At 70.2% G+C, this 11,852-nt stretch carries 10 protein-coding genes; 2 read left to right on the top strand and 8 right to left on the bottom strand.

All coding sequences use genetic code 11. The features are described from left to right. Positions 1-5 precede the first annotated feature (5 nt). Positions 6-2,231: a DNA internalization-related competence protein ComEC/Rec2 gene (locus tag H165_RS0104955; protein ID WP_026146370.1), complete on the bottom strand. Its 2,226-nt coding sequence runs from the start codon at positions 2,229-2,231 to the stop codon at positions 6-8. Positions 2,232-2,402: 171 nt separating this feature from the next. On the opposite strand from H165_RS0104955, the gene H165_RS0104950 reads away from it, so the two are divergent. After that, the gene (locus H165_RS0104950; protein ID WP_017937800.1) at positions 2,403-2,963 is read left to right on the top strand and encodes a DUF2062 domain-containing protein; all 561 of its coding nucleotides are present in this window, start codon (positions 2,403-2,405) and stop codon (positions 2,961-2,963) included. A gap of 1 nt (position 2,964) precedes the next feature. On the opposite strand, the gene H165_RS0104945 is transcribed toward H165_RS0104950, so the two are convergent. The 5 genes from H165_RS0104945 to H165_RS0104925 all read right to left on the bottom strand — a co-directional run bounded on the left by H165_RS0104945 (position 2,965) and on the right by H165_RS0104925 (position 7,531). Beyond that, positions 2,965-3,675 (bottom strand): type 1 glutamine amidotransferase, encoded by a 711-nt coding sequence (locus H165_RS0104945; RefSeq protein ID WP_017937799.1) that lies wholly within the window; start codon positions 3,673-3,675, stop codon positions 2,965-2,967. 63 nt (positions 3,676-3,738) lie between these two features. Further along, on the bottom strand, positions 3,739-4,083 hold the full coding sequence (locus H165_RS0104940; protein WP_017937798.1) for a ribonuclease E inhibitor RraB: 345 nt from the start codon (positions 4,081-4,083) through the stop codon (positions 3,739-3,741). A 296-nt stretch (positions 4,084-4,379) separates the two neighbouring features. Continuing rightward, the gene (locus H165_RS0104935) at positions 4,380-5,144 is read right to left on the bottom strand and encodes an SDR family oxidoreductase (protein WP_017937797.1); all 765 of its coding nucleotides are present in this window, start codon (positions 5,142-5,144) and stop codon (positions 4,380-4,382) included. After that, positions 5,137-6,078 carry an alpha/beta hydrolase gene (locus H165_RS0104930; protein ID WP_017937796.1) on the bottom strand — a complete coding sequence of 314 codons (942 nt, stop codon included), beginning with the start codon at positions 6,076-6,078 and terminating at the stop codon, positions 5,137-5,139. Before H165_RS0104930 ends, H165_RS0104935 begins: the two co-directional genes overlap by 8 nt. Beyond that, the gene (locus H165_RS0104925) at positions 6,062-7,531 is read right to left on the bottom strand and encodes a flavin-containing monooxygenase (RefSeq protein ID WP_026146369.1); all 1,470 of its coding nucleotides are present in this window, start codon (positions 7,529-7,531) and stop codon (positions 6,062-6,064) included. Before H165_RS0104925 ends, H165_RS0104930 begins: the two co-directional genes overlap by 17 nt. Before the next feature lie 118 nt (positions 7,532-7,649). Here H165_RS0104925 and H165_RS0104920 point away from each other — a divergent pair, with 118 nt between their 5' ends. Next, a complete protein-coding gene (locus H165_RS0104920) occupies positions 7,650-8,657 on the top strand; it encodes an AraC family transcriptional regulator (RefSeq protein ID WP_017937794.1) in 1,008 nt (335 codons plus the stop codon). Here the strand turns inward: H165_RS0104920 and H165_RS0104915 are convergent. Then, positions 8,654-10,696 (bottom strand): LTA synthase family protein, encoded by a 2,043-nt coding sequence (locus tag H165_RS0104915; protein WP_017937793.1) that lies wholly within the window; start codon positions 10,694-10,696, stop codon positions 8,654-8,656. The two genes, H165_RS0104920 and H165_RS0104915, sit on opposite strands and share 4 nt — an antisense overlap. 140 nt (positions 10,697-10,836) lie before the next feature. Further along, positions 10,837-11,805, bottom strand: a complete 969-nt coding sequence (locus tag H165_RS0104910) for a tRNA dihydrouridine synthase (protein WP_017937792.1) — start codon at positions 11,803-11,805, stop codon at positions 10,837-10,839. Between the last annotated feature and the right edge of the window lie 47 nt (positions 11,806-11,852).

The following is an 11,852-nucleotide window of genomic DNA, read 5'->3' as shown; positions in this document are numbered from 1 at the left end:
CGTTCTCATTTTTCCCGCCAGAAGCGCGGCTGGTCGCGCAGCGCTTCGATGGTCGAGTGCTGGCCCAGGCGGATGCGCAAGGCACCGCGCTCGGCGGTGTCCGCCACCTCGCTGCCGAGCGCCCGGTAGCGGGCCAGCACCAGCGGATGGGGATGGCCGAAGGCATTGTGCACGCCGCGGGAGATCAGCACCGTGTGCGGTCGCACCGCCTTGAGGAAGGCCATGGACGAGGAGCTGCGGCTGCCGTGATGTGGCGCCAGCAGCCAGTCGGCGCGCAGGTCGCGGCCAGCCGCACGCAGCGCCCGCTCGGCCCGGGCATCGATATCGCCGGTGAGCAGCAGGCGCTCGCCGCCGGCCTCGACCCGCAGCACGCAGCTGGCGGCATTGCCCGCGGTCGCCTCCGGCCAGCGCCAGGTGGTGAAGCGCACGCCGTCCCACCGCCAGTCGGCGCCGTCGACGCAGGGCTCGGCCGCCAGCTCCTCGGTCAGCGCCTCGTGCTCGCCGCTGACCACCCGCGTCACCGGCAGGGCCCGGTGCACAGCCACAGCGCCGCCGGCGTGATCCGTATCGGCATGGCTGAGCAGCAACAGATCCAGCCGCCCTACCCCCATCCCGCGCAGCGCGGGGACCACCACCCGCTCGCCGAGGTCGAACTCGCCGAAGCGCGGCCCAGCGTCGTAGAGCAGCGCGTGCTCGCGGGTACGCACCAGCACGGAAAGCCCTTGCCCCACGTCCAGCACCCAGACCTCGGCCTGTCCCGGCGCCGGACGCGGCACCGGCGGCGCCAGCATGGGCACCAGCAGGGCCAGGCCGAGCAGGCGCGGCGGCACGCCAGGCGGCAGCAGGACTAGAAAGGCGCCGAGGGCACCCAGGGCCCAGGCCCACCCGGGCAGCGTCGGAGCCGTCCAGGCCGGCAGCCAGGCGGCAATGCCGGCGAGGAGGCGGAACAGCAGCTCCAGAAGACCGCCGGCCAGCCACAGCAGTCCCGCGCCGACGCCGGGCAACGGCAGCAGGCAGGTGCCGAGCAGGGCCAGAGGCACCACCAGGAAGCTCACCCAGGGCACCGCGATCAGGTTGGCTAGCGGCCCGCTCAGGCTGACCGGCAGGCCCAGGGCCAGGAGCACCGGGAGCAGACCGACGGCCATGGTCCACTGCGCCCGCCCCCAGCTGCGCCAGGGGCTCCAGGCGCCGAGCCGGCCGGCGAACACCAGCGCGAGCACCGCCACGGCGGCGAAGGACAGCCAGAAGCCGGCCTGCAGGCTGGCCAGCGGCTCCACCAGCAGCACGGCATCCAGGGCCAGCAGCCAGGGCAGCCAGACGCCGAGATGGCGGAAGCGCAGCCGCCACAGCAAAACCAGGCCGACCATCACGCAAGCGCGGCGCACCGGCACCTCGAAGCCGGCCAGCAGCCCGTAGCCGAGCGCCGCGGCGAAGGCCAGCGCGCAGGCCCAGGTCAGCCAGGGGCGGCCCGACGGCCAGCAGCCCAGGCGGGCCAGGCCGGCGATCAGGCCGTAGATCAGCGCAGCGACCAGCGCCACGTGCTGGCCGGAGATCACCATCAGGTGCACGGTACCGGTGTCCTGCAGCAGCCGCCAGTCATCGGTCGACAAGCCCGAGTCGTCACCCAGCACCAACGCGGCCAGACCGCCCGCGCGGCCGAAGGCGTCCACCGCCAACAGGCGCAAACGCAGGGCATCCCGCCAGGCCGCCGGGCCCCGGGCCTCGGCGAGCCGTTCGCCCTGCTTCACCGTGCCGGTGGCGCCGATGCGCTGGGCCAGCAGCCAGGCCTCGTAGTCGAAGGCCTGCGGGTTGACCAGGCCGCGACCGCGCTTGAGCTTGACCGCCAGACGCCAGCGCTCGCCGGCCTTGACCTGTGGGCCGCCGTACCAGGCCAGGCGCAGCCGTCGGGGCAATTCGGCACGCCGCGAGCGGGGCTCCTCCAGCTGGAAGCGCACCACCCCGTCGCGCTGCTCCGGCAGGCCGCTCACCCGCCCTTCCAGCCACAGGGTACGGCCGTCCAGCGCGGCAGGCAGGCGCTCGGCCAGCGCCCAGTGCGCCGAGATGCAGGCCCAGGTCAGGCCGAACAGGAAGAAGGCCAGCGGGTAGCTGCGATAGGGCAAGAGCATCAGCCCGAGCACCGTGAACAGCCCGAGCAGCCAGCCCGGCGGCAGCTCGGGCAAAAAGCGCAGGGCGAGCAGCCCCGCGGCGAGCGCGATCATCCCTGTGCGCATGGGAACTCCGAACAAGCATCCGTGCCGGTCAGGTCGATGAGCCGGAACCGTCGGGAAACGGCCGGCAGGCCCCGGGAGACGGCCGCTTATTTGTTGTCACAAAATGCCGCTGGGTCTTCCGAAGCCAACGGGCATAATAGCCCGGTTTCATGTTCAGCCCGAGAACCCCGCATGCCCCGCCGCCTGTTCAAGCGCTACATGCCCGACCCGCAGAGCATTCGCGAACACCGGTCGCTGCGCTTTCTCGGCACCCTGCTCCACGACCCCAACCTCTGGCACCTCAACCGCCACTCGGTGTCCCGGGCCATGGCCATGGGGCTGTTCGCCGCCTTCGTGCCCCTCCCCATGCAGATGCTAATAGCCGCCAGCCTGGCGGTACTGGTGCGCGGCAACCTGCCGATCGCCGTGGGCCTGGTCTGGCTGACCAATCCGATCACCATGCCGCCGGTGTTCTACTGCACCTACAAGCTGGGCACCTGGATCCTCCAGACGCCCGCAGGCCAGGTCGCCGAACAGGTCTGGCCGAAGGTCAGCGGCTTCCTCGACGAACCCTCGTGGGATCTGCTGCAGCTGATGTGGAAGCCGATCCTCGAACCCTTCCTGGTCGGCTCCCTGATCTGCGGGGTGGTCGCCGGCCTGCTCGGCTACCTGCTGACCCTGCTCTACTGGCGCTGGTGGGTGCAGCGCAACTGGGCCAGGCGTCGCAACGGCCGCCGGCCACGCAGCGGCTGACTCAGGCCAGCCCGGCCAGGCCCAGCCAGCGGCTCCAGAAGTGCTCGGCGACCCGCTGCAGGGCGGAGACCTTCTCCGGCAGGGCTTCGAGCATCTGCTCCACGCCCTGCTGGCTCGGCTGGCTGGCATCCAGCAGGTGCGACCAGCCTTCCAGCCAGGCACGCAGCAGGGACTCGGTGATTTCCGGATGGCCCTGCAGAGCCAGCACCCGCTCGCCCCAGGCGAACGCCTGGTTGCGGCACCAGGCGCTGGACAGCAGGTGCCGGGCGCCCTCCGGCAAGTCAAAGGTATCGCTATGCCACTGGTAGATGACCAGTTCCTCGGGCAGTCCGGCGACCCAAGGATCGTCGGCCGCCTGCGGCAGGCGCCGCAGCGGCTGCCAGCCGACCTCGGTATAGGGCATGCGCTGCACCCGAGCCCCCAGTGCCCTGGCGATCAGCTGGCCGCCCAGGCAGTGGCCGATCAGCGGGATGTCGCGGCGGATGAAGTGACGCAGGGCCGCCACCTCGGTGCTCAGCCAAGGCAGCGGGTCGTTGACGCTCATCGGCCCGCCCATCACCGCCACCGCCCTGGGGCGGTCGAGGTCGTAGCCGTCCAGCTCGCCCAGGTCGGCGCGCAGCACCCGGAAGTCCAGGCGCCGCGCCGTCAGGAAATCGCTCAGATGGCCGGGGGGACAGTAGTCGACGTGCGTCAGGATCAGGATGTCGGACATGTCGGGAATTCCTCCGGGGCACAGTCTGACGCAAACCGTGCCCGCGGCGCGAGGGCCCGCGACTCAGGTTCGTCGCTCGTAGGCTTCCTGGGTCACGCCCCAGCCATCCAGCACCCCGCCCAGGGGTGCGACCAGGGTCTCCAGACTCTGCGCGAAGTCGCCGATGTCCTCTCTGGTGGCGTACATCACCTTGCTCACCGCCAGCTGCCAGGCGCCATTCTCGTCGGCACTGACCTGGGTGTTCAGAGACTCGCCCTGGGGCAGTCGGCGGGCCGCCAGTCGCGCCCGCTCCTCGTCGGGAAAGATGGCGTAGAACTCGATGGGATGGAACCGGGTGAAATCGAAGCCACCCTCTTTCATGCGGCGCAGCACTTTACTGCTGGCGTCATCGTGGAAGGCAGTGCTCATGACAAACCTCCTCTCAAGCGACGGCTGATGGGTACCGCATTTCGCTGGGTGCGACCGGTCTGGCGACCGGCACGGCGACACTGGAGGGACGTGCCGCGATCAAGCAAGCGTCGGGCCCGGCAGCACTGGACCCGTGCGGGGTGGCCGCCAGGCTCACGGCCGGCCAGAGCCCTGCCTTGCAGCTTAGCGCCCGGCGCCAGGATCTGCCGGCGGCCGAGGCTGCGGACGGACGGGCGGCCACGGAAACATCGCCGCTCCGAAGGACGGTCGGCGGAACGGCGCGGGAGCAGGAGCTCTCAGCCCTCCCGGCTCAGCCAGCCCATCACCGCTCGGTTCAGCCAGCTCGGCGACAGCTGCCCGGTCCAGTACATCAGCCTGAAGCTCCAGCTGATCGGCCGGTGCACCCGGGCGTGCCGAGCCTGCTGCCAGACCGCCTCGGCGATATGCTCGGCCTCCAGCCGCACGCCCAGGCGCCGCAGGGTCGGCGGCACGAAGCGCTGACTGTCGACCATAGGGGTGCGCACGAAGGGCGGCATCAGGTCGCCGACGTGGATGCCGTGGCGGCGCCATTCCAGCTCCAGTGCCTCGGTCAGCCCGCGCACGGCGAACTTGGAGGCCGAGTAGCTGACCATGTGCGGCGTGCCATAGAGCCCGGATGCCGACCCCATGTTGATCACCTGGGCGCCCGAGGCCGCCTTGAGGTACGGGAAGGCCGCGTAGGTGACCTGCAACAAGCCGCGCAGGTTGATGTCGAGGATGCGCACGTGCTCGTCCAGGTCGATGCTCTCGAAGTGCCCGAAGCGCAGCCCCCCGGCGCAGTTGAACAGCAGGCGCAGGCGACCGTCGTGGCGGCCGCAGAAGTCCGCCAGGGCCTGGCGCACGGCCGCTGCATCGGTGACGTCCACCACTGCGTGCCAGGCGCCGCCCAGCTCGTCGGACAGGGCGAGCAGCGCCTCCCGGTTGACGTCCAGCAGGCCGACCGCCCAGCCGCGCGCATGGAACAGCCGGGCGGTGGCCGCGCCGATCCCCGAGGCGGCGCCGGTAATCAGAATGTTAGGCATCCGTACTTCTCCTCAGCTGATCGATGAAGGCGGCGACGCGCGCCAGAGCCAGGTCGGCGCTGCGCAGCAGGCCGGCATGGGCCTGAAACACGTGCCAGAGCCCCGGATAACGCTCCAGGGTCACCGCCACGCCGGCGGCGCGGGCCCGTTCGGCCAGGCGCAGGCTGTCGTCGCGCAACACCTCGTCCTCGCCGACCTGGATGAGCAGGGGCGGCAGCCCGGCCAGCTCGCCATACAGCGGCGACAGGCCGGGGTCGCGGCGGTCCATTCCTGGCGGACAGAACAGCCCCACGGCCTGTTCCAGCCAGGCCGGGTGCAGCAGCGGATCGCCGCCCGGCGGCTGGTGCAGGTGCGCGCCGCTGGCGTCGGTCCAGGGTGACAGGCATACCAGCCCGGCCGGAACCGGCAGGCCCTCCCGGATCAGGCGCTGGGCGGTGACTAGGGTCAGGTTGCCGCCGGCCGAGTCGCCGCCGATGAAAATCCGCTCCGGTCGATGGCCCTGCCGCAGTAGCTCCCGGTAGGCGGCCAGGGCATCCTCGCATGCGGCTGGATAGGGATGCTCGGGGGCCAGCCGGTAGTCCAGGGCGCATACCACCAGACGCGCGCGCCGGGCCAGATGGGCGCAGATCGCCCGGTGGGTGGCCGGCGCGCCGATCAGGTAGGCGCCGCCGTGCAGGTAGAGCAGCACGCCCTCCTCCGCCTGGTCCGGGTGATGCCATTCGCAGGGCCGCCCGCCCAGCTCGCCGGCGCTGCGCCGTACCCCGCCGGGAGTCAGGGTCGCCGCGGTGAGCAGGCGCAGTACCAGGCGCTGCCCGGCGATCGGCATGGGCGGCCGCACCAGGCCGCGGAACAGCAGGCGCAGGGCGCCGCGCAGCAGGGCACGGAGCAGCGGCTGCCCAGGTGCCGGGGCGGTGAATTCAGCGCACGCATTCATAGTCGGCAAGCTCAGGCTGGCGGGTCAGCTGGCGATAGGCGATGGTGAAGCCGGGCCAGTTATTGGTGTTCTTGCCATCGGCGGTCTTGTACCAGCTGGTGCAGCCCTGCTCCCAGACGGTGTGGCGGATGCGCTGCTGCAGACGCTGGTTGAAGCGCTGCTGCACCTCGGGCTTCACGTCCAGGTAGCGCAGGCCCCGCTCCTCCAGCGCGCGCAGGCAGCCGAGCACATAGCTGAACTGGCTCTCCAGCATGTAGAGGATGGAGTTGTGGCCGAGGTTGGTGTTCGGCCCGTAGAGCACGAACAGGTTGGGGAAGCCGCTGACGCTGGTCCCCAGGTAGGCCTCGGCGCCCTCCCGCCATACCTGGTTCAGCTCCCGGCCGTGGCGACCGATGATGCGCATCGGCGCGAGGAAGTCGGTGGCGGCGAAGCCGGTGCCGTAGATGATCGCATCCACCTCGCGCTCGCGACCGTCACCAGCGATCAGCCCGGTCTCAGTCACTTCACGGATCCCCTCGGTGACCACCTCGACGTTGTCCCGGGCCAGCGCCGGGTAGTAGTCGTTGGCCATGAGGATGCGCTTGCAGCCCATCGGGTAGTCGGGGATCAGCTTGCGGCGCAGCTGCGGGTCGGCGATGCCGCGGCGCAGGTTGGCGTAAAAGCTCATGCGGAACAGCTGCATCAGCGGCGGAAATACGCTGAAGGCCAGCACCCGCGACTCGTGCTGCACGTACTTGAGCAGCCGGTCGAGCTTCTGCAGCAGCGGGAAGCGCCGCATCAGGGCGATCTCCCAACTGCGGTAGGCGCGGTCCGGCTTGCGAATCACGTAGGCCGCCGAGCGCTGGAACAGGTGCAGCCTGGCTACCTTGGGGGCGATCTGCGGGACGAACTGGATGGCGCTGGCGCCGGTGCCGATCACCGCCACGCGCTTGCCGGAGAGGTCGTAGGCATGGTTCCAGCGTGCCGAATGGAATACCTCGCCACGGAAGCGCTCGATCCCCGGCAGCTGCGGGTACAGCGGGCGGTTGAGCTGGCCGCAGGCGCTCACCAAGACGCGGGCCAGGAAGGTCTCACCGCCGGTGCTGGTCACCTGCCAGAGGGCCCGGGCCTCGTCGAACTCGGCACCGGACACCTCGACGCCGAAGCGGATGCGCGGGCGCAGGCCATGGTCGTCGGCCAGCTGGCGCTGGTAGGCGAAGATCTCCTCCTGGGGCGCGAACTTGCGCGACCAGTCGAGCTTGGGGGCGAAGGAAAAGGAATACAGGTGGGAGGGCACGTCGCAGGCCGCACCCGGGTAGCAGTTGTCGCGCCAGGTGCCGCCGACCTCGTCGGCCTTCTCCAGGATCAGGAAGTCCTCGATGCCGGCCTGGCGCAGCCGGATGGCCAGGCCCAGCCCGCCAAAGCCGGCACCGATGATCAGTACCCGCACGGGCGATGGGGAATTGTTATGCATTGTTGTCTCCCAGGTTCTCTGCGCCTCGAAATCACGCCTGAGGCCCTTGCGATGCTAGGGGTTGCCCGGGATCTTGTTTATGGCATAGTCGGCCAAAAATTGTGAGTTTCGGACAAGCATGTCTCGCCCCCGCCGCAGTGCCATCAGCGTGCAGCTACTCACCCAGTTCGGCCGCGACCACGGCCTGAGCATCGACGCCTGCCTGGCCGGCACCGGCCTGGACTGGCGCCTGCTCGCCGACCCCGGCGCGGAGATCGACGCCGAGCAGGAGCTGCAGTTGCTGCGCAACCTGGCCCGCCAGCTGGGCCACCGGCCGGGCCTGGGCCTGCTGGCCGGACGGCGCTACCAGCTGAACAGCTATGGGATCTGGGGCTTCGCCCTGCTCAGCAGCCCCACCTACCGGGATGCCGCCCGCCTCGGCCTGCGCTACCTGGACCTGACATACGCCTTCCACGGCATGCACCTGGAAGAGCATGGTGAGGAAGCCCGGCTGCTGCTCGACGACGACCAGGTGCCCGAGGACCTGCGCGCCTTCCTGCTGGAGCGCGACCTGGGCGGCCTGCTGCAGGTGCAGCGCGAGCTGTTCGGCCGCGACTTGCCACCGCTGCGCGTGGAGCTGCGCCTGGCGGAGCCGGCGGACACCCGGCTGTACGAGGCGGAGATCGGCGTGCTGCCGCAATTCGGCCAGGCGCAGAACCGCTTCGTGTTCCCGCGCCGGCTGCTCGACCTGCCGCTGGCCAGCGCCAGCCCGCAGACCGCCCTGCTCTGCGAACGCCAGTGCCAGCATCTGCTCGCCCGCCGCCGGCAGCGCGACGGCCTGGCCGCGCGAGTGCGCAGTCGCCTGCTGGAAAGCCCCGGGCGCCTGCCAGACCTGGAACAGGTGGCCGCCGACCTGCACATGACCTCGCGCACCTTGCGCCGCCACCTGGGCGCCGAGGGAACCAGCTTCAGACTGCTCCAGGAGGAGGTGCGCCAGACCCTCGCCGAGGAACTGCTCGGCCTCGGCAGCCTGAGCCTGGAGGAGATCGCCGAGCGCCTGGGCTACAGCGAGGTGTCCAACTTCATCCACGCCTTCAAGCGCTGGAAGGGGGTGCCGCCGCGGCGCTTCCAGCGCAGCCAGCGCTAGCGCGGGTCGACGACCCCGGCGGTATTGCGGCGCAGGCTGTCGGTGGCGGTCTGCAGGAAGGCTTCCAGGTAGCGAGCAAGCTGCGCATCCACCGCTGCCTCGCGCTCGGCGCCGGCCCGTGCGCCTAAACGGTAGCGGTACAGGCTGGGCGCGAAGTCCTTGGGCTGCACCAGGATGTGCCCGCCACGGACGATGGCCACCGTCTGGTCGCTGCCGGACGGCTTGATCACCCCGATGCCGGGATCGCCTTCCGGCAGGTTGAGCAGATCGCGGCCCCAGCACTGATGGCGGCTGGTGGCGCCCAAGCGGCCCATGATGGTGGGCACCACGTCGACCTGGGTGCCCACCGTCCGGCTGCGCCGGCCGAACTTCTCCTGCACGCCCGGCCCGATCAGCAGCAGCGGCACATGGAAGCGCGACAGGTCCATCTCGGTGATCTGCATGCGGTTGCCGAAGCCGTGGTCGCCCACCAGCACGAACAGGGTGTCCTTGTAGTACGGTGCCTGCTTCACCTGCTCGAAGAAACGACCCAGCGCCCAGTCGGCGTAGCGCATGGCGGTCAGGTGCTCGTTCAGGCTGCCCTGGTCGGTGACCGGTTCCACCGGCAGGTTCTCCGGCAGCGCGTAGGGCGTGTGGTTGGAGAGGGTCTGCAGGAGCGCGTAGAACGGCCGGCCGGCGGGCAACCGGGCCAGTTCCTCGGCGGCGCGGTCGAACATGTCCTGATCGGAGACACCCCAGGTGGGATCCATGAACACCGGGTCGACGAAGTCCTCGCGGCCAATGAAGCGGGTCATGCCCTGGTTGCTGAAGAACCCGGACTGGTTGTCCCACTGGAAGTTGCCGTTGTAGACGTACAGGTCGGCATAGCCGCGGGCGCTCAGCTGCTGCGGCAGGCCGGAAAACAGGTGGGCGCCCTCGGGCATGCGCATCAGGTACTCGAAGCCCGGCAGGTTGGGGAAGCAGGCCATGGTGGCGAACATCCCCTGGTGGGTGTGGGTGCCGTTGGAGAAGAAGCGCTCGAACAGCAGTCCCTCCTCAGCCAGACGGTCGAAGTTCGGGGTGATGCCCCTGACCCTGCTGCCCAGCGCCCCCACCGCGTGGCCGGCGAAGCTTTCCATGAGGATCACCACCACGTTGCGCACCGGCAGGGTATTCGCCGCCGGCGGCCTGAAGTCGCGGCGCACGGCGGCGCGCTCGGCGTCCACCAGGCTGTCGTGTGGGGTGAGCAGCATCTCGCGGGTTAGTGCTACCGCCTGCTTGGCCGGCAGGGTCGCCTGCCACGCATTGTCGCGGTGCGCCGAGAAGCTGTGCCTGGCGGCGTCGGCCAGGGTCAACACGCCGTTCAGGCCGAGGTGGTTGGCGAACATGGACTCCGTGGTGTAGGCATCGCCCCAGCGCAGCGGCGGGCCCTGGCGCAGATGGCCGCGGGCGGCGACCACCGCCACCAGCAGGCAGAGCACGAACACCGTGCCGCGCAGATACCAGGACACGCCCGAATGCGTACCGGCGGCGCTGCGGGTGGCGCGGTCGAGGCACCCGAACAGCCAGTACAGCAGCCAGGTGGCCAGCGCCCAAGCCAGCAGGTAGCGGACCACCGGGAAACCGTGCCAGAGCATACTGGACACCGTGCCCAGGTCCTCCTGCAGATACTGGAACACCAGGCTGTTCAGGCGCTGATGGAACTCCCGGTAGAAGTCCAGTTCGGTGACGCCGAGCAGCAGGATCAGGCTGCCGCAGCCGGTCAGCCAGAGGCGCTGCAGGCGCCGGGCGGCCATGGCGCGGTGGCTGAGCAGTGCCAAAAGCAGCGGCGCGCAGACGAACACCACCAGGCGCAGATCGAAGCGCAGGCCATTGAAGAAGGCTTCGGCGAACACCGCCGCGGGGCTGTCGCCGATCAGCTCGCGGTTGTAGACCAGCAGGGCCGCGCGCAGCAGGGTGCAGAGCAGCAGCAGGATCAGGCCGGAGAGGACGGTGAAGCCGAGGTGGTGAGGCAAGGTGACGGCGGCAGGCCGGAGGGAACTCTTGTCGCAGGAGGTCATGAAGCGGGGAAATCCATTGCGATTCACAGACAGGCCGGAAGTGTCCGGTCAGAGGCCGGCATTCTCCCCTCGAGTCTGTAAAAAAAACGTCAAGGCCTGGCGCCTCGGCAAGCCGCCCTGCCCCGCCCGGCGTGCCGGGATCAGGCCACTTCCGCCGCCTCGACGCAGCGCAGGCCCAGCAGAGCGTCGATCCGCTCGCTGTCGTTCTCCCGGCGGATGGTGTCGAACATGCGCACCGCCTCTGGATAGCTGCGGGTCAGCAGCGCCAACCACTGCTTCATGCGCCCTGGCGCGTGGCGCGGCGGCACCTTGCGGCGCACCTGCAGCCAGAAGTCGCGCAGATGCGGCAGCAGCTCCGCCCAGCCCAGCGCCGTCACGGCTTCGCCGGCACGCGCCGCGGCAATCTGCCGGGCCAGGTCCGGACGCGCCACCAGGCCGCGGCCGAGCATCACGTCGTCCACCCCGCTCACCTCCCGGCAACGCTGCCAGTCCTCCAGGCTCCAGATCTCACCGTTGGCGAACACCGGCACGCCGACCACCTCCTGGATGCGCGCCACCCATTCCCAGTGCGCCGGCGGCTTGTAGCCCTCGGTCTTGGTGCGCGCGTGCACCACGATCTGCGCGGCGCCGCCCTCGGCCAGGGCGCGGGCGCAGTCCAGGGCACCGTCCTTGTGGTCGTAGCCAAGGCGCATCTTGGCGGTCACCGGGATCCCGGCCGGCACGCTGCGGCGCACCTCGCGAACGATGGCGTGGAGCAGCTCGGGCTCACGCAGCAGGATGGCCCCGCCGCGGGACTTGTTCACCGTCTTGGCCGGGCAGCCGAAGTTGAGGTCGATCACCGGCGCACCCAGGCTGGCGGCGAAGGCCGCGTTGTCGCCCAGGCACACCGGGTCGGAGCCGAGGAACTGCACGCGCAGGGGCGTACCGGCGTCGGTCTGCGCGCCAGCGAACAGCTCGGGGGCCAGCTTGCGGTAGGTGGCCTCGGGCAGCAGGCGGTTGCAGACCCGGATGAATTCGGTGACGCACCAGTCGATGCCGCCAATACGGGTCAGGACGTCGCGGAGGATTTCGTCGACCAGGCCTTCCATCGGCGCCAGGGCGATTTGCATGGACTACGGCTCGGCAAATTGCGGGGCGGCGATTGTAGCGGCCGGAT

The sequence above is a fragment of the Pseudomonas thermotolerans DSM 14292 genome (genome assembly GCF_000364625.1).
In the GTDB taxonomy this organism is placed as follows: Bacteria; Pseudomonadota; Gammaproteobacteria; order Pseudomonadales; family Pseudomonadaceae; genus Aquipseudomonas; species Aquipseudomonas thermotolerans.
The sequence above is the reverse complement of the archived record's forward strand: the minus strand, read 5'-3'. Positions and strand labels throughout refer to the sequence as shown.